This window comes from Paenibacillus sp. FSL R5-0407 (assembly GCF_038009185.1).
Lineage (GTDB): Bacteria > Bacillota > Bacilli > Paenibacillales > Paenibacillaceae > Fontibacillus > Fontibacillus vini.
The window spans coordinates 2,961,921-2,987,500 of record NZ_JBBPAX010000001.1 but is presented as its reverse complement, the minus strand read 5'-3'; the positions used below and the strand labels follow the sequence as shown (position 1 = coordinate 2,987,500).

Here is a 25,580-nt window from a genome sequence, read left to right as displayed (position 1 = left end):
ATACTTATTATCCGGGAGTCAGACAGTGAGTGCTAAGATCCATTGTCAAAAGGGAAACAGCCCAGACCATCAGCTAAGGTCCCCAAGTGTGTGTTAAGTGGGAAAGGATGTGGAGTTGCACAGACAACCAGGATGTTGGCTTAGAAGCAGCCACCATTTAAAGAGTGCGTAATAGCTCACTGGTCGAGTGACTCTGCGCCGAAAATGTAACGGGGCTAAACACACCACCGAAGCTATGGCTTGAATCGACTTCACTGCTTCTTTGAGGTAATGAAGACCCAAGTGACATTTTTGCCGAAAGCAAACCTTTAAGAGGTTTCGGCTAAATGCTTCCAGGGGATAAACACACTTCGAAGCTGGAGTGAAGTCGATTCAGGGGTAGGGGAGCGTTGTATGTAGGTTGAAGGTGTACCGTAAGGAGCGCTGGACAGCATACAAGTGAGAATGCCGGTATGAGTAACGAAAAGATCAGTGAGAATCTGATCCGCCGAAAGCCTAAGGGTTCCTGAGGAAGGTTCGTCCGCTCAGGGTAAGTCGGGACCTAAGGCGAGGCCGAAAGGCGTAGTCGAAGGACAACAGGTTGAAATTCCTGTACCACCGTAAACCGTTATGAGCAATGGGGTGACGCAGTAGGGTAGTGACGCGAGCTGATGGATGCTCGTCCAAGCAGTGAGGCTGATGTGTAGGCAAATCCGCACATCGATAAGGCTGGGCTGTGATGGGGAGGGAAAATTTATAGTACCGAAGGTCATGATCTCACACTGCCAAGAAAAGCCTCTAGCCAGGTGAAGGTGCCCGTACCGCAAACCGACACAGGTAGGCGAGAAGAGAATTCTAAGGCGCGCGGAAGAACTCTCGTTAAGGAACTCGGCAAAATGACCCCGTAACTTCGGGAGAAGGGGTGCCCCGGTAGTGTGAATAGCACGAGGGGGCCGCAGTGAAAAGGCCCAAGCGACTGTTTAGCAAAAACACAGGTCTGTGCGAAGCCGCAAGGCGAAGTATACGGGCTGACGCCTGCCCGGTGCTGGAAGGTTAAGGGGAGTGGTTAGGGGTAACCCGAAGCTATGAACTGAAGCCCCAGTAAACGGCGGCCGTAACTATAACGGTCCTAAGGTAGCGAAATTCCTTGTCAGGTAAATTCTGACCCGCACGAATGGCGTAACGACTTGGGCGCTGTCTCAACGAGAGATCCGGTGAAATTTTAATACCTGTGAAGATGCAGGTTACCCGCGACAAGACGGAAAGACCCCATGGAGCTTTACTGCAGCTTGATATTGGACTTTGATACGATTTGTACAGGATAGGTGGGAGCCTAGGAAGCCGGAGCGCCAGCTTCGGTGGAGGCGCCGTTGGGATACCACCCTGATCGTATTGGAGTTCTAACCTGGTACCGTGATCCGGTACGGGGACAGTGTCAGGCGGGCAGTTTGACTGGGGCGGTCGCCTCCTAAAGAGTAACGGAGGCGCCCCAAGGTTCCCTCAGAATGGTTGGAAATCATTCGAAGAGTGCAAAGGCATAAGGGAGCTTGACTGCGAGACTGACAAGTCGAGCAGGGACGAAAGTCGGGCTTAGTGATCCGGTGGTACCGCATGGAAGGGCCATCGCTCAACGGATAAAAGCTACCCTGGGGATAACAGGCTTATCTCCCCCAAGAGTCCACATCGACGGGGAGGTTTGGCACCTCGATGTCGGCTCATCGCATCCTGGGGCTGAAGTAGGTCCCAAGGGTTGGGCTGTTCGCCCATTAAAGCGGTACGCGAGCTGGGTTCAGAACGTCGTGAGACAGTTCGGTCCCTATCTGTCGTGGGCGTAGGAAATTTGAGAGGAGCTGTCCTTAGTACGAGAGGACCGGGATGGACGCACCGCTGGTGCACCAGTTGTTCCGCCAGGAGCATAGCTGGGTAGCTACGTGCGGACGGGATAAGCGCTGAAAGCATCTAAGCGTGAAGCCCCCCTCAAGATGAGATTTCCCAACTAGTAAGACCCCTTGAAGACCACGAGGTTGATAGGCCTGAGGTGGAAGTGCAGCAATGTATGGAGCTGACAGGTACTAATCGGTCGAGGGCTTATCCAAAAGATACCCCAAAAAGTGAAGCGAGGCTTCGAAGGTAATTCCGATTACTTTTCGGGGACCCCGGTGAACCAATTAGGGGCTAAAACGCAAACTCAAGTTTCGTATCCAGTTTTCAAGCGATTAAGACGCTTGAACCGTTTGGTGGCGATGGCGGAGGGGTTCCACACGTACCCATCCCGAACACGACCGTTAAGCCCTCCAGCGCCGATGGTACTTGGACCGAAGGGTCCTGGGAGAGTAGGACGCCGCCAAGCAATGAAGAAGAGCACTGCCGATAACCTCGGCGGTGCTTTTTTGCTATTTAGGACTATCTCAACAGCAACTTAGCTGTAAAACCTGCAGTTATTTTCGCAAGATGAGCTTGTTTGAGACAAATAACTGTAAAATCTACAGTTAATTCTGCGGTTTCCACTTGGAATGGCCCAAATCCTCCGAAATAGCTGTAGTTTTTGCAGTTAATTTAGCCCGGAAAGCTAATTGAGTAAAATTAGATGTAGGAAATACAGTTAATTATGCATGGGGTAGGTGTTAAGGTACTAAGCTACTAAGCTGAATTCAAGTACTCTGATTACATGGGCGATTTTCATCCGAAGAGTTCTAGGAGATAGGATGCCGCTAAACAATGAAGCAGAGCACTGCCGATCACCTCGGCAGTGCTCTGCTTCTATTCAAGTCTATCCAATCAACAAATTAACTGTAGAAAATACAGTTATATAGAGAAACCAATCATTAACCCAGCTCTAAAATACGCCTAAAATCTCCGTCCCAAATCTGATGTTTACAATCCACCGTTTCCGTCTCCGGGGAGCAATTGGAATGGTAGTAGCACGCATCCATGCCCATGCGATTGGCGCCCGCAATATCAGTAGTCGCGTCATTTCCGATCATAATGGCAGAAGTCAAATCAACATTAAACGTGTCGGCAAGATAGGTATAGAACAGCGGATCAGGCTTGCAAATCCCCGGATTGGAGGAGATGGCTATGCCATCAAAAAAGTCCGTAATGCCAAGGATGCGCATTTCCGCTTCCACAAAGGCCGTTTGTCCGTTAGATAATAAATAAATTTTCTTATTCCGATCTTTTAATGTGCTTAAAGTTTCTTTAACGCCATCATATAGTTTTAAGCTTCGTATAGAAAGTAATCTAAACCAACGCACCGTTTCATCGAGCCAGTTTTCTTCCGGATTGTATCCTAGTTCTGCAACGATATTTTTGAAAATCAATTGAATATCCAGCTCAGGAAATTCGCATTCAATAAGTGGGGTGGAAATTTGTCTTGTGACCTCTTTGCGATATTGGTCTTTCAATACATTTGGGTCTAGTGAATAACCGCTGTAAAGAAAATGGTAGCTAAGTCTTTCCCAAACCATAGGGTCTTCTTCATCCGTGTGAATATCGATTAATGTACCGTATAAATCGAAAATATAAGAATTATACATACCGTTAGCGCGATGCCTCCATTCAATAAAAATATACGTGAAGAATGAGTGAAAACGATTGCACAATTTACATAAACTAATTTTACCACGAAAAGCAGTAGATAATGATGAATTATTTAATTCAATAAGAAATAAATCCGAAACCTATTTAATGTCAAAGGGAGTTGGCGATAAGCCACTTATCCGTTTAGTGGAGTTGGGGAAGGGGGGGGAACTTTCGACTTGTCCTAAGAAAATTAGAACTGATATCTAAAATTGTGAGTATCCCTTTACCGATAATAGTTATGAAGGCCTAGACTATAAGTCCTTTAAACAGCACAGCGAGTGCAACATGAGGGGGAAAACAGCCAAGATGAAACATAACAAATTTGCGAGAAGGACAATCGCAGCCGGTGTGGCCGCCGCTTTGATCGGAACACTGGCACCTATGAATTTCGTACATACTAATAAAGCAAGCGCAGCGGGAGAAATTCCTAAGATGTTCGCGGCGGCAACTGCAACGACGCCGTCCTCGGCGGCTTCGAGCATCGGGACATTTAAAGCTCTAAAGAGCTTTCCTGCCCCAAAAGCCGGCGTGATCGATGCGGTGGTACTGAATAGTCAGGAGGTTCTGTTCCTGGCCTATGAAAATGAGAGCGCGAAGCTTTTCAAGTACAACACAGGGTCTGATAGCTGGCAGCAGGTTCAGGGTTCCTCGCTAAAGTTTCCAAAAACGTTTGCCCGTCTGCAGAACGGGAACATCGTTATATTAGGCGGTGTAGATAGCTCGGATGATCAGAGTACGCAAGCGGAATTGTATAATGTGCAAACCAATAAATTCAGCAAAATAGCCTCAATGCCGGGCCCTCAAAGAGAAGGTGTGGTCATGAATGCCGTGACGCTTAAAAATGGTCATTTGCTTGTAATGGGTTCCTACCAGCTATATACGAAGAAACATCCTTATGTGTACGAATATAATCCGGACACGGACACCTGGACCGAGCCGATACAATTTTCTGATATGGGCAGGGAGCTATATATTACTCCGCAAGGCGATGCGCTCAGTTATGGCGCAGGCTTGGATGAGAACATATCGGCAGGCCAACTGTATAAGGCCGATATGGATAAGTTTTACTCCATTGCAACGATGCCTTACTTTACTAGCTTCCAGGCCCAAACGGCAATGGCTGACGGCCGGTTTTTCATGGCAGGCGGAGTGTTGCATGGCGGCAGGGGCAACGAACCGGTATCAGAAGCTGTAGTATATGATCCGGCTACGAATTTATGGAGTGATGTAGGCAATATGTCGACAGCCCGCTCCAATGCGGCAGCGGCGCTGCTGCCTGACGGAAAGGTGATCGTCGCAGGAGGAAGAGGCGGCAACAATACAGGCCAGCTGAACTCGACTGAAGTTTACGATCCGAAAACCAACAAGTGGACCAGGGGTCCGGTAATGAAGTACAAACATGAAAACCCGATATCGATTACAATGGCTAATGGCAATATTATTTTTATCGGAAAAGGCAGCGAGAATGGCATTAAGCCTATGGAAATGCTGCAAGCCGCCAAGACCTCAGATGGAGGAAACACCGGGACTTCAAATAAGGGAACGGTGTTTGAGGGGACTCTTGTCGCCACTAAGACACAGTTGAAGCAAGATGGCTGGACCTACAAAATCTTGTACTACAAAAATGTGAAGGCCAATTTCAGATGGAAGCTCGGAAATATGGAGTATACGCATCAGTATCTTGTTCGACAGCAGGATGGAACAAACACGACGGAAATTGTGCTTACAGGCCGGTTTGATTTTGTGAAGCTGGATCAGGATGTAGTGTATTTCATTCAGGACAATTACTTGAAGAAATTAAAGCTCGGCGACACTTTCGGCGAGATGATCCCTTATCCGACAAAATACGGATTGGACACGGATTCGGCTTCTATCTTCCGTCGTAAAACTCAGCAAGGCGCGTCGCTTGATCTGGGGATGAGGGCTTTTGACGGGGAATATATATATGCTTGGGAACGTTCGAAACGGGATGCCTACGAAGAGTGGGGAATGCCGGTTCGTTACAAATATGACGGAAGCAGTCTGCAGGTTTTGAGCTATACGTATGGACGGAGCGCACAATTTTTCCCCGACAAGCTTGAATTGGCCGGCGACTATTTGCTATACACCACTTACCCGGATTCAAAAGAGAACAGGGAGGCTGTGAACAAAGGCTACATGCTGCATTCCCTCAAGAAGGACGGGACCTGGGAAAAGGACTTGGCCCGGATATACAGCTTTGATAAGTATAAAGATAGAGTTTATTATGGTGATGCAAATGACGGAAAAGTGTATTCCGCGCTAGGCGACGGCAGTGACAAGAAATTGTTTGAGGCGGAAGGCTGGGGCGGGGATCGTTACTTTTTTGATAATTCGGTCATTTATGAAACCCCGGATAAAATCGTAAGGAACTCGCTCGACGGTAAGCAGAAAAAGGTACTCAAGCAAAATACGGCCCGCTACAGCTATATGTTAGTTTCGGTAGACAGCAAGGCAATTGTCTTTGACAGACAGGACAATAACAAGTACGGGAAATGGGCAGGAACCTACAAAAAGGATCTCGCAACAGGTAAGGAAGTGCTGATTTCCGCGCCATCCAAATAAAGTGCTCTAAATGCAAAGTACACACGCCCTCGATTCATGATGAATCGGGGGTGTTTTTCACGTGTTTCGGTCCCTCTTGGCAAATCGGAAATTTGTGCTATAATAAAGTTAAAGTCAAAGAAAGTCAAAGTCAACATATCATGACCATCCCATATTCAAACCGGCGCATACGGTTAATACTATTCATACATGCGATGCTTTGTTTATATATAGCAGATCAGTTACATCGGTGGCGCGGTATGTTGGAGTAATGAGCAATGGAGGATGTGTGATGCGCAATATCTCCGATATTATTGAGAAATATCTCAAAAGCATTTTGCACGAAAGTCCCGAAGGGGCGATAGAAATTCAGCGTAATGATCTGGCCGATCAGTTTTCCTGCGTTCCTTCCCAGATTAACTATGTGATTAGCACAAGATTCACCCTGGAGAAGGGTTATCTGGTGGAGAGCAAACGCGGGGGCGGCGGTTATGTCCGAATTAGGCGGATCGAATTACCGGGCCCGACCACTTTGCATACGCACCTTCATCAGACGATTGGCGACGAAATCGGCCAGTCTGCGGCGGAGGGGCTGATTTATCAATTGGAAGAGGCCAGGTTTCTTAGCAGCCGGGAGGCTTCCCTAATGAGGGCGGCAGTATCCAGGGAAATACTGATGGTGAAGCTGCCGTACCGCGATCAGATCCGGGCGCGGCTGATGAAGGCGATGCTGATATCATTACTCGGTTAATGACCGGCACAGCCTCTTAAAATGCAAGTTCAAAAAGTCGGGTTTTCAGGACCGAAGCGTATGCTTCCGAAGTGCGTTTTTACAAAACGCTTTAGGTTGGATGAAGCTAGGGACTGAGTAGCGGAGCTAAACGTTTTCGTAGAAAACGACTTCGTAAGCATTTGCTCATGAGGTACGTGAGCAACGGAAGGCCCGGCTGAATTCAAGATTCGACGTCGAATCCGCTTCATGATTTGCTTCGTCCTGGAAAGATGATTTTTTGAATAACATCAATAATTATGTGTTGAGTCTATCCATAAGAGGAGGGACATCCCAATGCAATGCCAAGAGTGCGGCAAACGCCCAGCTACGCTTCATTTTACGAAGATCGTAAATGGGGAAAAGACGGAATTTCATATTTGTGAAGCTTGTGCCAGAGAAAAAGGGGAGATGATTCCCGGAACGACAGGCGGATTCTCCATTCATAATCTGCTGTCGGGACTGATGGATTTTCATCCTGGTATTCAGGGACATCCCAGCGCAGCTAAACAAAACGAGAACATCCGCTGTGAGGAGTGCGGTCTAACCTATTCCCAGTTCAGCAAGATCGGACGTTTTGGCTGCAGCTCCTGTTATAAATATTTTAATGACCGACTCGATCCGCTCTTCAAAAGAGTGCATGGCAACACGGTCCATGTGGGCAAAGTGCCGAAACGGGCGGGCAGTCATATCCAGGTACAGCGCAAGCTGGACGACCTCCGGCGAGAATTGCAGTACCGGATTGTTCAGGAAGAATTTGAGGAAGCGGCTGCGCTCCGGGACCAGATCCGTGAACTTGAAAAGAATATTCCCGCAGAGTAGGAGGAGAGTATCATGCCTAATCTTCGTTTTACAGAACAGCCGTTAAGCGAATGGATGAGCCAGGGCGGAAAGGAATCGGATATCGTCATCAGCACCCGGGTGCGGATCGCGCGTAACTTGATACATCATCCGTTTCCGATGCTGGCGACGAATCAACAGTCGGAAGAAGTGCTGGGTTTGTTGCGGGAAGTGCTGACGGATGAGCGGCTGCAGCAATACGGCATGCTCCACCCGGTTCTACTCGCCGATTTGGAGGAGCTGGACAAGAAGATTCTGGTCGAGAAGCATCTGATCAGTCCGAATCTGGCCGGAGAATCCCGAAAAGGCGCCGTCTTTATCAGTGAAGACGAAAGTTTGAGCATTATGGTGAACGAAGAAGACCATTTGAGAATTCAATGTTTATATCCCGGCTTTCAAGTGCAAGAAGCTTGGGATAAGGCGACCGAGATTGATGACATTTTCGAGGATCATGTAGATTATGCCTTTGATGGGAACCGGGGCTTTCTGACCAGCTGTCCAACCAACGTCGGCACGGGATTACGTGCCTCAGTCATGATGCATCTGCCGGCATTGGTGCTTACGCAGCAGATCAACCGGATATTATCCGCTGTATCCCAGGTAGGACTTACGGTGCGTGGCATATACGGCGAAGGCAGCGAAGCGATGGGGAACTTGTTTCAAATCTCAAATCAGATTACACTAGGACAAAGCGAAACGGAAATTATTGAGAATTTGTATGGTGTCGTCCTGCAGATTATCGAGCATGAGAAAAATGCCCGCGAAAGGCTGCTGTCCGAATCGCGCTTGCGGATGATTGACCGTGTAATGCGTTCTTACGGGATTTTATCCCACGCTGCGATTATGGATTCGAAAGAGGCGGCTCAGAGGCTTTCCGACGTCCGGCTTGGCGTGGATATCGGTTTGATCGATGACGTTCCCGCAGGGGTGCTGAATGAGCTGAATGTCATGACGCAGCCTGGTTTTCTGCAGAAACTGTTCGGCGAAAACTTATCGCCTGGCGAGCGGGATATGTACCGCGCCAAGCTGATTCGGGAAAAAGTGGGTAAATAACTGAAACGATAGATTCTATATGGAGGTGCAAACAATATGATGTTTGGAAGATTTACGGAACGTGCCCAGAAGGTGTTGGCCTTGGCCCAGGAAGAAGCAGTCAGACTAGGTCACAATAATATTGGTACTGAGCATATTTTGCTCGGATTGATCCGCGAAGGAGAAGGGATTGCCGCCAAAGCGCTGATCGGCCTTGGACTCGGACTCGAGAAAATTCAAGATGAAGTGGAAACGCTGATCGGTCGCGGACAAGAACAGCCGTCTAATATCGCCTATACGCCAAGAGCCAAAAAGGTTATTGAGCTGTCTATGGACGAAGCGCGCAAATTGGGTCATACCTATGTCGGTACCGAGCACATTTTGCTTGGCTTGATTCGGGAAGGTGAAGGGGTTGCGGCACGCGTGCTGAACAATCTCGGCATCAGCTTGAACAAAGCCCGCCAGCAAGTGCTGCAGCTGCTTGGCAGCAGCGAAGCCGTATCAAGCCATCATGGAGCGCCTGCCAATGTCAATACACCGACGCTGGACAGCTTGGCCCGTGATTTGACGGCTTCCGCCAAGGAAGGGAATCTCGACCCGGTTATCGGACGCAGTAAAGAAATCGAGCGGGTTATCCAGGTGCTTAGCCGCCGGACCAAGAACAATCCGGTGCTCATCGGGGAACCCGGCGTCGGGAAAACGGCGATTGCCGAAGGCCTGGCGCAGAAGATTATCAACAACGAAATTCCGGAAACCCTCCGCGATAAAAGAGTTATGACCCTCGACATGGGGTCCGTTGTCGCCGGTACCAAATACCGGGGTGAATTTGAAGATCGCCTGAAAAAGATTATGGATGAAATCCGCCAAGCCGGAAATATCATCCTGTTCATCGACGAATTGCATACCTTGATTGGAGCGGGCGGTGCCGAAGGCGCCATCGACGCTTCCAATATCCTGAAGCCAGCGCTCGCCCGGGGCGAATTGCAGTGCATCGGGGCCACGACGCTGGATGAGTACCGCAAATATATTGAAAAAGACGCCGCGCTGGAACGCCGGTTCCAGCCGATTACGGTAGATCAGCCGTCGGTTGATGAAGCGATTCAGATCCTGCACGGACTGCGTGACCGGTATGAAGCGCATCACCGGGTGAAGATTACCGACGAAGCGATTGAACAGGCCGTCAAGCTGTCCGACCGTTATATCCAGGACCGTTTTCTGCCGGACAAAGCGATTGACCTGATTGATGAAGCGGGCTCCAAAGTAAGGCTGAATTCCTATACGGTACCGCCAAATCTGAAGCAGCTTGAAAACCGTCTGGACGACATCCGCAAGGAGAAAGACGCTGCGGTTCAGAGCCAGGAATTCGAAAAAGCGGCCGCGCTTCGCGATACCGAGCAAAAGATTCGCGAAGAGCTGGATGTAACGAAGAATCAATGGAAAGAAAAACAGGGCCGTACCGATTCCGAGGTAACTCCGGAGGATATCGCTCAGGTGGTAGCCAGCTGGACGGGAATCCCGGTCATCAAACTGAAAGAAGAAGAAACCGAGCGTTTGCTGAATATGGAACAAATCCTGCATGAGCGGGTAATCGGCCAAGACGAAGCCGTAAAAGCCGTCAGCCGGGCAATCCGCCGGGCCCGTGCAGGTCTTAAGGATCCGAAGCGTCCGATGGGTTCGTTTATTTTCCTCGGTCCGACCGGGGTAGGTAAAACCGAGCTGGCAAGAGCGCTCGCCGAATCGATGTTCGGCGACGAGAATGCCGTCATCCGCATCGACATGTCGGAGTACATGGAGAAGCACTCCACGGCCCGTCTGGTAGGTGCGCCTCCGGGATATGTAGGATATGAGGAAGGCGGCCAATTGACCGAAAAAGTACGCCGCAAGCCTTATTCCGTAGTCCTGCTGGATGAAATCGAAAAAGCTCATCCGGAAGTATTCAACATCCTGCTGCAAGTGCTGGAAGACGGCCGGTTGACCGATTCCAAAGGCCGGGTAGTCGACTTCCGCAACACACTGATCATCCTGACCTCCAACGTAGGGGCGGAAGCGATCAAGCGGAATACACGCCTTGGTTTCACTGCCGTAGAGGATGCAGGCGCAGATTATGACAACATGAAGGGCAAAGTGATGGAAGAGCTCAAGAAGAGCTTCCGTCCGGAATTCTTGAACCGGATTGATGAAATCATCGTGTTCCACTCCTTGGAAGAAAGTCATATCGGTCAAATCGTGTCGCTCATGTCCGAGGAGCTGCGCAAGCGGCTGCGGGAGCATGAAGTGGACTTCATCCTCACCGATAAGGCCAAGGCCTTCCTTGCCAAAGAGGGCTTCGATCCGGCATACGGAGCGCGTCCGCTTCGCCGGGCGATCCAGAAGCATATCGAGGACCGTCTGTCCGAGGAATTGCTGACCGGCACTGTGAAGAAGGGAGATTCGCTCACGATCGACGAGGAGAACGGCGCGTTGACCGTAGAGAAATCGGGCCTTTTTTCAAAAAATGCTTAACTTGCGGTGAAGTCACTGTAAAAGAAACCGGTTAAATCCGATATATGTAGTAAGAGGCTCCCAAAGCGATGCTTTGGGAGCTTTTTACATAGAATGACCTACATAACGCAAGAAATGGAGCAAGTCGACACATAAGCAGGGAAAAGCCCGTTTTGACGGGAAAAAACTTTACGTTAATTCTGAAAGAATGGTAAACTTTTAATGGTACCTTTGTGGTGCGACCTGCAAGGTTTGTCAAATTTTGCAGTGTGGAGAAGGAGAGATAAATGGTTAAAGTAAAGACAAAGTTTTATTGTACCGAATGCGGATATGAATCGCCTAAATGGTATGGAAAATGCCCGGGATGCGGTTCTTGGAACACCATGGTGGAAGAAACGGAAAAAGTGGTCAAAACCCAAGGACTTACTTCAGGCTTATTTCATACGAAAGAAAAGCCGCTTCCGATCATAAATATAGAGAGCGGCCAGGAGCCGCGGATTCAAACGGGAATTGCCGAGTTAAACCGAGTTCTTGGCGGAGGCATCGTTCCCGGATCGCTGATCCTTGTAGGGGGGGACCCGGGGATCGGGAAATCCACGCTCTTGCTGCAGACCTCGCACGAAATGGCCAAAGCCGGACTTCGGGTGCTGTATATTTCCGGGGAGGAATCGACCCGGCAGACCAAGCTTCGGGCGGAACGGCTCGGTGCGCTCTCTCCCGAGCTGTACGTGTTGTGCGAAAGCAGCATGGATGGCATTGAGGAAGCGATCAATCAGGTGAAGCCGGATTTCCTGGTCATCGACTCGATTCAGACAGTGTATTTGCCTGAAGTGACGAGCGCGCCGGGAAGCGTGTCTCAGGTTCGCGAGTGCACGGCCCGCTTCATGCGGATCTCGAAGGGGCAGGGCATCGCCACGGTGCTGGTGGGCCACGTCACTAAAGAAGGAGCTATTGCGGGACCGCGTATGCTGGAGCATATGGTGGATTCGGTGCTCTATTTTGAAGGGGAACGCCATCATTCCTATCGTTTGCTCCGGGCGGTAAAGAACCGGTTCGGTTCGACCAACGAAATCGGCATTTTTGAAATGAATGAAGCCGGACTTGCGGAAGTAGCGAATCCTTCGGAACTGTTCCTGTCCGAGCGTCCGCTGGGCGTTGCGGGTTCTACGGTAGTAGCCTCCATGGAGGGAACCCGGCCGATGCTGGTCGAGCTTCAGGCGCTGGTCGCGTCCACGCAGTTCCCTTCGCCCCGAAGAATGGCGACAGGGGTGGATCATCACCGGATGAACCTGATCATCGCGGTGCTCGAGAAACGGATGGGAATGTTCCTGCAAAACCAGGACGCCTATGTAAACCTAGCCGGCGGCGTCAAGCTTGACGAACCGGCCGTAGATTTGGCGATCGCCGTAAGCATCGCCTCCAGCTTCCGCGATCTGCCGACTAAGCCTTATGACGTATTTTTCGGCGAAGTCGGATTGACGGGCGAGGTCCGGGCGGTGTCCCGGGCGGAGCAGCGGGTGAAGGAAGCTGCCAAACTCGGATTTAAACGGGTCATTCTCCCCGAGAAGAGCATGAAAGGGTGGAAAGGACCGAAAGAAATACAATTAATCGGTGTGAATACCGTTGCAGATGCGCTAGCTGTTGCGTTAGATTAGGGGGCACTAAATGATGAAAGAAACAACCCAAGCGGAGAAAATGAACGATTTGCTTAGGCTCGTTGCACCGGGTACCGCTTTTCGTGACGGGCTCGAAAACGTACTTCGAGCCAAGACCGGCGGCCTCATAGTCGTCGGTTACAGTCCGGAAGTGATGGAAGTGGTCGAAGGCGGCTTTTCCATCAACTGTGACTTTTCGCCAAACTATTTATACGAACTCGCCAAAATGGACGGTGCCATTATTTTAAGCGAGGATTTGAAACGGATTTTATATGCCAATACCCAGCTCATTCCGGATTCCTCCATCTCCTCCGCGGAGACCGGGATCCGTCACCGTACGGCGGAACGGGTTGCGAAGCAGACGGGTAAGCTCGTGGTATCGATCTCCCAGCGGCGGAACATCATTACGCTGTATCAAGGCGGCCTGCGCTATGCTCTGAAGGAAATCGGCGTAATCCTTACGAAAGCCAATCAGGCAATTCAAACTCTGGAGAAATATAGAGCGGTACTGAATCAGGCCCTCACCAACCTGACTGCTTCAGAGTTCGAAGAATTGGTTACAATACCGGAAGTCATCAATGTAATTCAACGCGTGGAGATGGTCATTCGCATCAAAATGGAGATCAAGCGGTTTATTAATGAGCTTGGTACCGAGGGGCGGCTGATCAGCATGCAGATGGAAGAACTGGTCAGCAATATGGAGGAAGAGGCGTGGCTGCTGTATAAGGATTACGCGAAGGACGGCAGTGACGAGGCGATCCGTGAAATTATTCTCGGGCTCAAGCGTTCCAGTGACGACGAGCTGCTGGACGACAACCATATTACTCGTTTGCTCGGTTATCCGACTTCGGCGGCCGTCTCGGAGGATCTGGTTTCTCCACGCGGTTACCGCGTCCTGAACAAAATCCCGCGTCTTCCGAATGTGATCATCCACAACCTGGTGGAGCGTTTCCGGGAGCTTCCAAGCGTTCTGATGGCCACCATCGAAGAGCTGGATGAGGTCGACGGCATTGGGGAAGTGCGCGCACGGGCAATTAAGGAAGGCCTGAAGCGTCTTCAGGAACAGGTGTTCATTGACAGACAAATTTAATTCTCCTACAATCAGATGATGATGTTAAGGATATCTATTTGAGGTGAAAAGATGATTACTAAATCAATTCCGAACCTGTTTACCTTAGGTAACCTGTTTCTCGGAATGCTGGCCATGATGCTCGCGCTTGACGGCAGATTCAGCTTGGCAGCGATTATGGTTATTGTCGCCATGCTGCTGGACGGTCTCGACGGACGGGTAGCCAGAGCTTTGAATTGTCAAAGCGAATTCGGCAAGCAGCTTGACTCGTTATCGGATATCATCTCCTTTGGCATTGCTCCGGCACTCATTATGTATTTAATTTCATTCCATGATCTGCCGCAAACCGGTCTTGTCTGGGTCGTTACCGCCATTTTTCCGATGTGCGGAGCGCTGAGACTGGCCAGATTCAATGTCCAGAAAGGAATCCCGGGTTACTTCATAGGTTTGCCAATTCCCGCCGCAGGTGGGGTTCTGGCTACTTTATCGCTGTTTCACAAGGACTTCTCTGCGCCTTATTTCATTATTTCGATGCTATTGCTGTCCTACCTGATGGTAAGCTCGGTCAAATATCCGAATTTCAAGAAGCTCGGGTTGCCGAGGAAAGCCGTAGCCATTACGCCGTTTGTCGTTATATTGGCTGTTGCGATTGCGGTCATGTTCCCGGAGCAGATTTCCAAACTGATCTTCGTCCCGCTGGTGCTGTACGCGGGGTATGGTTTGAAACAGAACGTCGATAAGCTGCTGCGCCGTAAGCGCAGGGACGACGATGATTCCGAGCGGGCCTACCGTCCCAAACGTTAAAAGAGGTTGTTCAAAAAGTCATCTTTCCACGACGAAGCAGATCATGAAGCGGATTCGACGTCGAATCTTGAATTCAGCCGGGCCTTCCGTTGCTCACGTACCTAATGTACGCTCCGCTACTCAGTCCCTATCTTCATCCAACCTTCTCGGTCCTGAAAACCTGTCTTTTTGAACTCATACTAATAACAACCAAAGAAAAAGGCATTGCCTTCTGCAATTGTGCGGAAAGCGATGCCTTTTTTTGCGATCTTAAGTTCCTAATCTTAGGACATATTGAATAAGCCCAGGGTAGAGCATTTTTGCGATTCTTTTTCCAGCACTTCGTCGAGCTCGATGCCGAGCAGGTTGCAAAGCGCGGAAGTATAGAACAAGCTGCGTCCAAGTTCATTGCTGATTGCATCCCGGCAGTTTTCGCAGAGTTCTCCCCGGACGTGCTCATTAATTCTTTCCTTGGCCTGCTCCAGGCTCATGCCGGGTTCAAATTCCTGTTTGGTGGCATGAAGCTCCACACATCCGCATTCGGTAACCGCCTTGGTCACGGTGCGGACTGCAGCGGCATTAGTTTGTCCCATTTTAGACATGACATCCAGCAGACTGCGGTGACGGAGCAACAGTTCAGAAACTTGATCTTGAAAAGATTGAAGGCTCGGTGCGCTCATTTTCCATCCACCTCAATATTATGAATTGAGTTCATTATATGCCACCCTTTCCCTACTTATCAACCTGAAATCCCGCTCACAGCGGGTTCCTTCCGAATTTAATTCTTTAGAGGCCGACAAAAAAATTGCTTCCCCTCCGATTACGTCACCAAAAATTGGATCATACTGGATATTGATGATACATAATCAGGAGGTGAAGAGCGTCATGCTGAAAAAGAGTTTACTGATCGTATCCGGACTTTGCGGTGCATGGTTCGGTTATACCATGGAGGGCGTAGCGGGAATGTTCCCTCAGCCGCTCAAGAGCTGGTTTGAAGGGATGAGTCCTCTGTTGGCCCAATTTATACTGGCGGCGGCGGGAGCGTGCCTGTTTTTGTTTTTCTTCTCGCTTGCGGCCGATGTCGTCTCTGTAAAGGTGAGACAATGGATCACGGCGCTGACACAAATCCCGATGAAGGACTTGGCGGCGGGAGCGGCCGGACTGACTGCAGGACTTCTTCTTTCTTTAATGGTCTATCCCGTTTTGTCCTGGTTTGGAACCCTGGAAGGCTTTGCCCAGTTTGCGATTTCCATGCTGCTCGGTTACATGGGCCTATACGTCGGGTTGGAGAAAAAAGAGGAGCTGTCTTCCTTATGGATTTCAGGAAAATGGGGCAGCGGGAATCCGGAGGAAGAGCGGCGGCTTGAGGAACATAAGATTTTGGATACCAGCGTGATCATTGACGGGCGTATCGCCGACATTTGCAAAACAGGCTTTATCGAGGGAACGATCGTCATCCCGGAATTCGTGCTGGAGGAGCTTCAGCATATCGCCGATTCGTCCGACTTGCTGAAACGGAACCGCGGACGGCGGGGACTGGATATTTTGAACAAAATCCAGAAAGAACTCGATGTGAAGGTGATGATTTACGAAGGGGATTTCGAAGAGATCTCCGAAGTCGACAGCAAGCTGGTCAAGTTGGCCAAGGTGCTGCAGGGTAAAGTCGTAACCAATGATTTCAACCTGAACAAGGTGTGTGAATTACAGGGCGTCTCCGTGCTGAACATCAATGATCTCGCCAATGCGGTCAAGCCGGTCGTGCTTCCGGGCGAGGAAATCATGGTGCAGGTGATCAAGGACGGGAAGGAACACGGACAAGGCGTCGCCTATCTGGATGACGGTACGATGATCGTCGTTGAAGGCGGCCGTGACTTCATCGGCACCATCACTGAGGTGTTGGTAACGAGCGTACTGCAAACGTCCGCGGGCCGGATGATCTTCGCCAAACCGAAACTGTTGGAAAAAGCCCAGTAAATTCGGTATGATGGGAGATAAATGCGGGAACTAAAGACGGTGTATCGAACGACCGCAGAGTCCCGCTTACTATCTGGCAGGTGAGGCAAGAGATCATGAAAACGGAATCCGCCCCGGAAGTCGGGGTTATCGTGGTGGCAGCCGGTCGGGGAACGAGAATGGGCACGAAGGAGAGCAAACAGTTTCTCTCTTTGAAGGGAAAGCCGATTATCGTTCATACGCTGGAAGTGTTTGACCGCCATCCGTTGATAGGTGAAATTGTGCTCGTCACCGGGGAGCAGGATGTGGATCGATGCCGCGCCTGGATCGCCGAGTACGGCATTGCGAAACAAGTGAAAGTAATACCGGGCGGCGCCGAGCGTCAGCATTCGGTATACCGGGGCCTGCTTAACATCGGGACACCCTGGGTACTGGTGCATGACGGCGTCCGCCCTTTTGTCACGAGCGGGCAGGTGACGTCCTGTTATGAGGCGGCCGTAGAGCATGGGGCATCCATTCTCGCCGTTCCGGTGAAGGATACGGTGAAGCAGGTCGACGGGCAAGGACGGGTGACAGCGACGCCGGACCGCCGCAGCTTGTGGGCGATTCAGACTCCGCAGGCTTTTCGCCGTTCCGATCTGCTGCGGGCTCATGAAGATGCCGAGACCGCAGGCTTTATCGGTACAGATGACGCGATGCTTGTTGAACGGCTGGGCATTCCCGTTAAAGTGACGGAAGGCGGGTACAGCAACATTAAGATTACTACGCCTGAGGATTTGGACTTTGCCGAAATTATCGCGAATAAGAAGGAATTCAGGGGAGAGGACAAACTATGATCGCAGTTGGACAAGGATTTGATGTGCATCAGTTGGTGGAGGGAAGACCTTGTATCATTGGAGGGGTGACCCTTCCTTACGAAAAGGGATTGCTCGGGCATTCCGATGCAGACGTGTTACTCCATGCTGTGAGCGACGCCATTCTGGGCGCGCTGGCACTGGGAGATATCGGCCGGCACTTCCCGGATACGGATCCGGCCTTTAAGGATGCGGACAGCCTGGTGCTGCTGCGTCGGGTCTGGGCAATGGCGAAGGAGAGAGGATATCGCCTCGGCAATCTCGATGCGACAATCATCGCGCAGGCTCCAAAAATGGCGCAGTACATTCCGCAGATGGTCAAGGTAATTGCCGAAGCGCTCGAAGCCGATCCGCAGCGGGTTAATGTGAAGGCGACGACGACTGAGCATCTAGGGTTTACGGGCCGCGGCGAGGGCATTGCATCGCAATGTATTGTATGCCTGCTCTCGGATGTGCTATCATCTTAGGCGTTATTTTAAATCTGGAGGGGATTACTATGACAGAGGTTCGAGTGCGTTATGCGCCGAGTCCTACAGGGCATTTACATATCGGTAACGCCAGAACGGCGTTGTTCAATTATTTGTTTGCCAGACATCACGGAGGTAAATTCATCATCCGTATCGAGGATACCGACGTAAAACGGAATGTGGCCGGCGGAGAAGAAAGCCAGCTCACCTATCTCAAATGGCTGGGCATGGATTGGGACGAAAGCGTCGACGTGGGCGGGGAGTATGGGCCGTACCGTCAGACGGAACGGCTGGACATCTACCGGACTTATTGGCAGGACCTGCTAGACCGCGGTTTGGCTTACCGGTGCTATTGCACGGAGGAAGAGCTGGAGCAAGAGCGCGAGGAGCAAACTGCGCGTGGGGAAATGCCGCGTTATTCCGGCAAACACCGCGATTTGACGCCGGAGCAATGCGCTGCGTTTGAAGCTGAAGGCCGTGTGGCAAGCATTCGTTTCCGGGTACCGGAAGGCCGCACCTACACCTTCGACGATCTTGTTAAAGGGCCGATCACGTTCGAATCCGACGTCAGCGGCGATTTTGTCATTGTGAAAAAAGACGGCATCCCAACCTACAATTTCGCCGTAGCGCTCGACGATCATCTCATGAAAATCAGCCATGTGCTGCGCGGAGAAGACCATGTGTCGAATACGCCGCGTCAATTGATGATCTATGAAGCTTTCGGCTGGGAGCCGCCGCGTTTCGGTCATATGACCCTGATCGTCGGTGACAACCATAAGAAGCTGAGCAAACGCGACGAATCCGTCATTCAGTTCATCGAACAATACGATAAGCTCGGCTATTTGCCAGAAGCTTTGTTTAACTTCATCGCTCTTCTGGGCTGGTCGCCCGAAGGGGAAGAGGAGATTTTCTCGAAGGACGAGCTGATTTCGATTTTCGATGCGAACCGGCTGTCGCGCAGTCCTGCGGTTTTCGATAAGCATAAATTGGCTCACTTGAATAATCATTATATTAAAAATGCCGACCCGGATCTCATCGCCGCGCTTGCGATTCCGCATTTGCAGGCGGCGTCCCGTCTGCCTGAGGAATTGACGCCGGAACAGCAAGCTTGGGCCAAGACGCTTGTCGCTTTGTACCAGGAGCAAATGACGGCGGCATCCGACATCGTTGAATTGTCGGACCTGTTCTTCCGCACGCATCTGGAGCTGGATGCAGAGTCGGCCGCGATCCTGGCCGAGCCGCAAGTACCGGACGTGCTGAGCGCCTTCCTCGGCAAGGTGGAAGCCGCGGCGGAATTCACGCCGGAGCAAATGGCCGTCCTGATCAAGGAAGTACAGAAAGAAACCGGCGTAAAAGGGAAAGGGCTCTTTATGCCGATCCGCGTCGCGTTGACCGGTCAAACCCATGGCCGGGATTTGAACCAGACCATTTACCTGCTCGGCCGCGATCGCGTTATCGACCGGCTGAAGTCGCAAATCCGCAGCGCTTAGGTAGTTTTAAATCATTTATTGTCAGTTTTGTGGACTATCATGTAAGATAGAGGCATCGGCATAGAACGGGAGAAGTACGTTATAGCGTCAGTATTGTCCAGAGAAGATAACCGGTAAGCGGGTACACCCGCTTTGTGGCTGAGAGTTATCTCAATACGCGCGGCGGAAATGCACCCGGGAGCCGCAGATTCGAGCGAGGCCGTCAGGCCCGTTAGATTCTGCCGTATCGTCCGCGTTAAGGACCTCATGAGGGATTAAGCCAAGGCTTTAAGGCCGGCTTGTATCCGAAGCAGAGTGGAACCACGCATCAGGCGTCTCTGCAGCGAAAGCTGCGGGGGCGCTTTTTTGGCATATTCATCAGGCAACTTGGCATCCATTGACCGTAGTGAGGCGTAAGCAGCAGATAGAGGGGGATAACGCTTATGTTCAAAAGAATGAGGTCCGATATTCAGGCGGTGTTTGAGAATGACCCGGCTGCCAGAAGCTGGTTCGAGGTGGTTTTTACCTATTCCGGTTTGCATGCGATATGGAGCCATCGGGTCGCTCATGTTTTTTACCGGCGGCGCTGGTTTACGCTGGCTCGGATCGTCTCGCAGGTCAGCCGCTTTTTTACCGGCATCGAAATTCATCCCGGAGCACGGATCGGTAACCGGTTGTTCATCGACCACGGGATGGGCGTGGTGATCGGGGAAACCTGCGAAATCGGCGATGATGTTGTCATTTATCAAGGCGTTACGCTGGGCGGCAGCGGGAAGGAGAAGGGCAAACGGCATCCGACGATCGGCAATAACGTCGTCATCGGGTCGGGGGCGAAAATATTGGGTTCTTTTACGATAGGGGATCAATGCAATATTGGAGCAAACTCTGTAGTCCTCAAAGAAGTGCCTGCGGGCAGCACGGTAGTCGGCATTCCGGGTAAAGTGGTCCGCCAGGGCGGGAAACGTTTGGATCGTTTGAGCCATCAGTTGCCGGATCCGGTAGTCGATGCGATGCGTTCGCTTCAGCAGGAGATCGAGCAACTGCAAAGCGAAGTACAAAGCCTGAGAAAAGAACTGCCGGAAAAGCAGACAGCGGAGTAGAACAATAAAATCAATCTGCAATAAACTGTCTATGTTAGAATGATTCACGGTTAAAATAGAACAGAACCTTAAATGTGAAAGGATCGAGAGTATGGCGCTGCAAATTTACAACACGCTTACCCGAATGAAGGAACAATTCGTGACCCAGGAGCCGGGGAAGGCTTCGGTTTATGTATGCGGACCTACCGTATACGGTTATATTCATATTGGAAACGCACGTCCGATGATTTTTTTCGATGTCGTGCGCAGCTATTTGGAGAATCAGAAATATGATGTGAATTTCGTAGTCAATTTCACAGATGTCGACGACAAGTTGATCCGCAAAGCGGAGGAAATGGACCTGTCGGTACCGGAGGTAGCCTCGATGTTTATCGACGCATATTACGAGGATCTGGAAGGGCTCGGCATTCCTCGCGCAACGTCCAATCCCCGGGTCACTGAAAATATGGACATCATCATCGAGTTTATCCGTGACCTGGAAAGCAAAGGCTATGCTTACGAGAAGGGCGGGGACGTCTTTTTCCGGACGGGAAAATTCGAAGGCTACGGCAAGCTGTCGGGTCAAAATATCGGAGAGCTTCAGTTCGGAATCCGGATCGATGTGGATGAGCGGAAAGAGAATCCGGAGGATTTCGTGCTGTGGAAAGCCGCCAAGCCGGGTGAAATCCACTGGGATAGCCCATGGGGTCCAGGACGGCCTGGATGGCATATCGAGTGCTCGGCTATGTCCCGCCATCTGCTAGGGGATACGCTGGACATTCACGGGGGCGGCCAGGATTTGCAGTTCCCGCACCATGAGTGCGAGGTAGCCCAGTCCGAAGCAGTTACGGGCAAGCCGCTGGCGAGCTATTGGATGCATAACGGTTATATTAACATCGGCGGGGAAAAGATGTCGAAGTCGCTCGGAAACGGGGTGCTGGTGAAGGATCTCCGGTCCAAGTACAAGCGTGAAGCGATCCGGTATTTCATGCTGACGACCCATTACCGCAATCCGCTGAATTTTACGGACGAATCGATGATGCAGGCGGAGCGCGGCGTGGAGCGGATCTCCAACGCGCTGGGCAATTTGCGTTACCGGCTGCAGGAGTCGGCTGGAAGCGGGGAAGGTACGGCGGTGACGAAGGAATGGGAGCTGAAGCTCCAGGACATTCGCACTGCATTCCATACGAAAATGCAAGACGATTTCAATACGCCGGATGCGATTACGGCGGTGTTTGAGTGGGTAAGTGAAGTGAACGGCCTGCTGCAGGGCAGTGAGGTGTCTCACGCCGATCTGGAAGCGGCGCTGACCCTGTTCGAGGAGATGAACGGCGTGCTGCGGATTGCCGCCGAAGAAGAGCAGGAGCTGCTCGACGAGGAGATCGAGGCGCTGATCGAAGAGCGTACGGAAGCGCGGAAGTCGAAGAACTGGGCCCGTGCCGACGAGATCCGCGATCTGCTGCAGGAGCAGGGCATCCTGCTGGAAGATACGCCGCAAGGCATGAGATGGCGGCGCAAATGACGGGCCCGGAAGCAAACGGCAGCCCGTTGCCGCGCAGCGGGCAGAACGCCGAAGAGCCCGCCGGCTTGCCCGGGCGGGCGCCTGAGGGCGCTGCCGCTGCGCCTGGCGCGGCTCCTGCGGCGCTCTGGTTCCCGGAGCCGCCGTCCAAGCCGGCCCGGCTCCTGCCGCCGCTCGCGCTCGCGTACATCGGCGATGCCGTCTTCGAGGTCGCCGTCCGCCAGCATGTGATCGCCCGGCCGAATCTCCGGCCGCACCACCTGCATCGGCTGTCGACGAAATACGTCTCCGCCAAAGCCCAGGCCGGGCTGCTGGCCCTGCTGGAGCCGCAGCTGACCGAGGAAGAGCGGGACGTTGTCCGGCAAGGCCGCAACGCCAAATCCGGCACCATTCCCAAAAATGCGAATGTGCTGGATTACCGTCATGCTACCGCGTTCGAAAGCCTGATCGGCTTTCTGTACTATAACGGGGCGCATGACCGCTTGCGCAGCTTGATTGCGCAAGGCTTCGAACAATATGATCATGAACTTGAAGGGATTTAGATCCCTGAATTTATAAACCCAGGAGGATTATATGGAGGACCAAGAATGGATCGCCGGGAAGCACTCGCTGCTTGAAGCGCTCAGAGCCGGACGCACGATCAATAAAATATGGGTAGCCGAAGGCGCCCAAAAACATCTGACTCAACCGATAGTGACGGAGGCCAAAAACCGGGGAATTATCGTTCAATTCGTGGACAAGCGGAAGCTGGACCAAATGGCCCCGGGTTTGCAGCATCAGGGCGTTGTAGCCCAGGCGGCGCCATACGCCTACGTTGAGGTTGAAGATCTGCTTGCAAGAGCTGCCGAACGGGGTGAAGCGCCGTTCCTGCTCGTGCTGGACGAAATCGAGGATCCGCATAATCTGGGTTCGATCTTGCGGACTGCGGAGTGCACGGGAGTTCATGGGGTGATCATCCCTAAACGACGTTCCGCCGCAGTCACCGCGACCGTGTCCAAAACCTCGGCCGGAGCGGTCGAATATGTCCCTGTAGCCCGAGTGACAAATCTGGTACAGACGATGGAGCAGCTTAAGGAAGGCGGCGTCTGGGTCGTCGGTACCGATGTCGCCGCTAAGGATGAAATTTATAGCGGCAGCAGCGGCAATATTTTTACCGGTCCGGTGGCGATCGTGATCGGGAATGAAAATAAGGGAATGGGCCGCCTGGTCCGGGAGACCTGCGATGTGCTGCTGAAGCTTCCGATGAACGGACAGCTGAATTCCTTGAACGCCTCGGTTGCCGCGGGCGTTGTGATGTATGAAGTGCTTCGCAGACGCCGCGCCGAGGGCTAGAGTTCTATGCGCGACACGCGCGATTGTCTCCTGGTAGACGGATACAATATGATCGGCGGGTGGCCCGAGCTCGCCTCCTTGTCCAAGAACGATCTGGAGGAGGCCCGGGACCGTTTGTTGGCCAGGCTGGCCGACTACCAAGCCTTTTCGGGGAGAAAGGTGATCGTCGTCTTTGATGCTTACCGGGTACCCGGACTCGGCAAGTCATTCGCCCAATATAAAGTCGATATCCATTTCACTAAAGAAAAAGAGACGGCGGATGAATGCATTGAACGTCTGGTCGGGGAATTGACGAATCGCCGCAGGCAGATTTATGTCGCTACAAGCGATATGGTGGAGCAGCATGTCATATTCGGGCAGGGAGCGCTACGGGTTTCGGCGCGCGAATTGCTGACCCAAGTGGAGCAAAGCGAGAAGGAAATCCAGGTGAGATTGCAGGAACGCAGCAGCAACTCCAGCAGGAACACGATTGACGGAAAGCTGAGTCCGGAAGTGAGAAAAATGTTCGAACGGTGGCGCAGGGAATGAAAGTGCATTCTGTGGTTTTGCTCCCAAATACTCTTGACAAAGTTCGACTTTACATCTTTTGGTACTTTTTCGGTTGACGCTAATATGCGCCATCATATATACTGTTCGTATTACTTGACTGAGTGACGGGGCACCGTGCGTTGCAGCCGGAGGGATTTGTGGTGAGTGTCAACCTGGAGACGTGGATAAGGCTAGATTATGAGGTCCAAAATGACGAAGACATTGTCGAAGCCGTCCGCAACGGTGACAGTGAAGCGCTTGAGTACTTGATTAACAAGTACCGCAGTTTTGTGCGTGCCAAAGCTAGATCCTATTTCCTGATCGGTGCCGACCGTGAGGATATTATTCAGGAAGGCATGATCGGCCTTTATAAATCGATCCGGGACTTTCGGGGGGATAAGCTCGCTTCGTTCAAAGCGTTTGCCGAGCTGTGCATTACACGTCAGATTATAACGGCAATCAAGACGGCGACCCGCCAGAAGCATATTCCGCTCAATTCTTACGTCTCATTGGACAAGCCAATTTATGATGAGGATTCCGATCGGACGCTCTTGGATGTCATTTGCGGCTCCCGGGTATGCGATCCGGAAGAATTGATCATTAATCAAGAGGAATTTGTCGGACTTGAAGATAAAATGTCTGAAATACTCAGTGACCTGGAACGCAAGGTGTTGATGCTGTACCTGGATGGGCGCTCCTATCAGGAAATTGCGGTCGATTTAAATCGGCATGTGAAATCCATCGACAATGCGCTGCAACGAGTGAAGCGTAAACTGGAACGTTATCTGGAAGTGCGCGACGGAGGCATTTGAACTTATAGTTGAATTTATACGGAACATAGAGGGAGGACGGATCAGCCGTCGCCCTTTTTTGCTGTTTTAATGGGTGTTTGAATTTGAGCTTGCATATTTGAGGCTTGTGTATGGTGTATGGTGTGTGCGTATTGCGTATTTTGTATTGCGTTATGCGTATTGTGTATTGCGTATTGCGTATTTCAGTATTTGTTTATTAGTGCTTCTGTGTTTGTAAGCTTGTGTACTCCTTTTCCAATCGCTAACTTCTAACGGACACGAGAGACCTTATTCCACGTTAAATGTAACGTTTAGGAAACTAACGGACACCACGGCCCTTAAAGCAGGATGAATTGCTGTTTTCGTAAGAAAATAGTGGAGTTAAGAGCAACTGTGTCCGTTAGAATGGAAAACATGGTGTTTTGGGTGACTTAAGGTCTCCTGTGTCCGTTAAAAAGTATTTTCCGCGCGCGCATTATCATTATATTGATCGACCAAACCATCCCGCCATCAGGTAGTCCAGGCGAGGCGGCTTACCTCCAGAAGTAGCATCAGCCGGTGTAATTCGCAATTCGGTGCCCTGCATATTTCTGGAGTACGACTACACGTTTGAAAAGAAGCCGTGTTTGCGTTTAACCTATTAAAAGCTGTGCCATACTAGAAAGATACGCATTCGAATCCAGAACCTGCTCCAGCTGACAATTTCCAGATTCAAGAGTCATTCAGGAATTACCTCAATTTAACGAAGAGAGAAGCTTGTCTCGCTCGTTGACACGGGTAGGGCCATGTGATAAAGTGTTTTAGGTAGGCCTAAATTTGTGTTTTTCATTTTTAGG

20 protein-coding genes and 2 rRNA genes (1 of these 22 only partly in view) are annotated in these 25,580 nt (G+C 51.2%); 20 read left to right on the top strand and 2 right to left on the bottom strand.

All coding sequences use genetic code 11. The features are described from left to right. Together NYE70_RS14515 and rrf are read left to right on the top strand one after the other, a co-directional pair. A 23S ribosomal RNA gene (locus NYE70_RS14515) occupies nucleotides 1–2,075 on the top strand (it extends 974 nt beyond the left edge of the window). 137 nt (nucleotides 2,076–2,212) lie between these two features. After that, nucleotides 2,213–2,329: ribosomal RNA gene (rrf, locus tag NYE70_RS14510) — 5S ribosomal RNA — on the top strand. Nucleotides 2,330–2,804: 475 nt separating this feature from the next. Here rrf and NYE70_RS14505 read toward each other — a convergent pair. Next, nucleotides 2,805–3,515 carry an HAD family hydrolase gene (locus NYE70_RS14505; protein WP_213656554.1) on the bottom strand — a complete coding sequence of 237 codons (711 nt, stop codon included), beginning with the start codon at nucleotides 3,513–3,515 and terminating at the stop codon, nucleotides 2,805–2,807. Between the two features lie 352 nt (nucleotides 3,516–3,867). Between NYE70_RS14505 and NYE70_RS14500 the strand changes: the two genes are divergently transcribed. From NYE70_RS14500 to pssA, 8 genes are all read left to right on the top strand, one after another. Continuing rightward, the gene (locus NYE70_RS14500; RefSeq protein ID WP_341046510.1) at nucleotides 3,868–6,144 is read left to right on the top strand and encodes a Kelch repeat-containing protein; all 2,277 of its coding nucleotides are present in this window, start codon (nucleotides 3,868–3,870) and stop codon (nucleotides 6,142–6,144) included. A gap of 271 nt (nucleotides 6,145–6,415) precedes the next feature. Continuing rightward, the gene (locus NYE70_RS14495) at nucleotides 6,416–6,874 is read left to right on the top strand and encodes a CtsR family transcriptional regulator (RefSeq protein ID WP_290407368.1); all 459 of its coding nucleotides are present in this window, start codon (nucleotides 6,416–6,418) and stop codon (nucleotides 6,872–6,874) included. Nucleotides 6,875–7,189: 315 nt separating this feature from the next. Continuing rightward, complete coding sequence (locus NYE70_RS14490; RefSeq protein WP_211025510.1) at nucleotides 7,190–7,714, top strand: UvrB/UvrC motif-containing protein; 525 nt, start codon at nucleotides 7,190–7,192, stop codon at nucleotides 7,712–7,714. A gap of 12 nt (nucleotides 7,715–7,726) precedes the next feature. Beyond that, the gene (locus NYE70_RS14485; RefSeq protein WP_211025511.1) at nucleotides 7,727–8,785 is read left to right on the top strand and encodes a protein arginine kinase; all 1,059 of its coding nucleotides are present in this window, start codon (nucleotides 7,727–7,729) and stop codon (nucleotides 8,783–8,785) included. A gap of 36 nt (nucleotides 8,786–8,821) precedes the next feature. Continuing rightward, the gene (gene clpC, locus NYE70_RS14480) at nucleotides 8,822–11,266 is read left to right on the top strand and encodes an ATP-dependent protease ATP-binding subunit ClpC (protein WP_213656556.1); all 2,445 of its coding nucleotides are present in this window, start codon (nucleotides 8,822–8,824) and stop codon (nucleotides 11,264–11,266) included. 266 nt (nucleotides 11,267–11,532) lie between these two features. Then, nucleotides 11,533–12,900, top strand: coding sequence for a DNA repair protein RadA (radA, locus tag NYE70_RS14475; protein WP_211025513.1), 1,368 nt, complete (start codon nucleotides 11,533–11,535; stop codon nucleotides 12,898–12,900). A gap of 13 nt (nucleotides 12,901–12,913) precedes the next feature. Beyond that, nucleotides 12,914–13,990 (top strand): DNA integrity scanning diadenylate cyclase DisA, encoded by a 1,077-nt coding sequence (disA, locus tag NYE70_RS14470; RefSeq protein WP_211025633.1) that lies wholly within the window; start codon nucleotides 12,914–12,916, stop codon nucleotides 13,988–13,990. Nucleotides 13,991–14,041: 51 nt separating this feature from the next. Continuing rightward, complete coding sequence (gene pssA / locus NYE70_RS14465; RefSeq protein ID WP_211025514.1) at nucleotides 14,042–14,773, top strand: CDP-diacylglycerol--serine O-phosphatidyltransferase; 732 nt, start codon at nucleotides 14,042–14,044, stop codon at nucleotides 14,771–14,773. A 263-nt stretch (nucleotides 14,774–15,036) separates the two neighbouring features. Here pssA and NYE70_RS14460 read toward each other — a convergent pair whose 3' ends face one another. Next, nucleotides 15,037–15,432 (bottom strand): DUF1573 domain-containing protein, encoded by a 396-nt coding sequence (locus tag NYE70_RS14460; protein ID WP_211025516.1) that lies wholly within the window; start codon nucleotides 15,430–15,432, stop codon nucleotides 15,037–15,039. Nucleotides 15,433–15,637: 205 nt separating this feature from the next. On the opposite strand from NYE70_RS14460, the gene NYE70_RS14455 reads away from it, so the two are divergent. From NYE70_RS14455 to sigH, 10 genes are all read left to right on the top strand, one after another. Continuing rightward, nucleotides 15,638–16,726, top strand: a complete 1,089-nt coding sequence (locus tag NYE70_RS14455) for a PIN/TRAM domain-containing protein (RefSeq protein ID WP_341046506.1) — start codon at nucleotides 15,638–15,640, stop codon at nucleotides 16,724–16,726. Between the two features lie 95 nt (nucleotides 16,727–16,821). Then, entirely contained in the window at nucleotides 16,822–17,541 is a 720-nt protein-coding gene (ispD, locus tag NYE70_RS14450) for a 2-C-methyl-D-erythritol 4-phosphate cytidylyltransferase (RefSeq protein ID WP_211025520.1), read from the top strand. Further along, complete coding sequence (ispF, locus tag NYE70_RS14445; RefSeq protein ID WP_341046504.1) at nucleotides 17,538–18,026, top strand: 2-C-methyl-D-erythritol 2,4-cyclodiphosphate synthase; 489 nt, start codon at nucleotides 17,538–17,540, stop codon at nucleotides 18,024–18,026. The genes ispD and ispF overlap by 4 nt, the downstream gene beginning before the upstream one ends. Nucleotides 18,027–18,055: 29 nt before the next feature. Continuing rightward, the gene (gene gltX / locus NYE70_RS14440; RefSeq protein ID WP_341046503.1) at nucleotides 18,056–19,516 is read left to right on the top strand and encodes a glutamate--tRNA ligase; all 1,461 of its coding nucleotides are present in this window, start codon (nucleotides 18,056–18,058) and stop codon (nucleotides 19,514–19,516) included. Nucleotides 19,517–19,938: 422 nt separating this feature from the next. Beyond that, nucleotides 19,939–20,595, top strand: a complete 657-nt coding sequence (gene cysE / locus NYE70_RS14435) for a serine O-acetyltransferase (protein ID WP_211025526.1) — start codon at nucleotides 19,939–19,941, stop codon at nucleotides 20,593–20,595. A gap of 91 nt (nucleotides 20,596–20,686) precedes the next feature. Continuing rightward, nucleotides 20,687–22,096, top strand: a complete 1,410-nt coding sequence (cysS, locus tag NYE70_RS14430) for a cysteine--tRNA ligase (protein ID WP_341046502.1) — start codon at nucleotides 20,687–20,689, stop codon at nucleotides 22,094–22,096. Then, nucleotides 22,081–22,635 carry a Mini-ribonuclease 3 gene (locus tag NYE70_RS14425; RefSeq protein WP_341046500.1) on the top strand — a complete coding sequence of 185 codons (555 nt, stop codon included), beginning with the start codon at nucleotides 22,081–22,083 and terminating at the stop codon, nucleotides 22,633–22,635. The genes cysS and NYE70_RS14425 overlap by 16 nt, the downstream gene beginning before the upstream one ends. 31 nt (nucleotides 22,636–22,666) lie before the next feature. Next, complete coding sequence (rlmB, locus tag NYE70_RS14420; RefSeq protein ID WP_213656558.1) at nucleotides 22,667–23,425, top strand: 23S rRNA (guanosine(2251)-2'-O)-methyltransferase RlmB; 759 nt, start codon at nucleotides 22,667–22,669, stop codon at nucleotides 23,423–23,425. A 6-nt stretch (nucleotides 23,426–23,431) separates the two neighbouring features. Beyond that, on the top strand, nucleotides 23,432–23,953 hold the full coding sequence (locus tag NYE70_RS14415) for an NYN domain-containing protein (protein WP_211025532.1): 522 nt from the start codon (nucleotides 23,432–23,434) through the stop codon (nucleotides 23,951–23,953). A 158-nt stretch (nucleotides 23,954–24,111) separates the two neighbouring features. After that, nucleotides 24,112–24,765, top strand: coding sequence for an RNA polymerase sporulation sigma factor SigH (gene sigH / locus NYE70_RS14410; RefSeq protein ID WP_373316857.1), 654 nt, complete (start codon nucleotides 24,112–24,114; stop codon nucleotides 24,763–24,765). Nucleotides 24,766–25,580 lie beyond the last annotated feature (815 nt).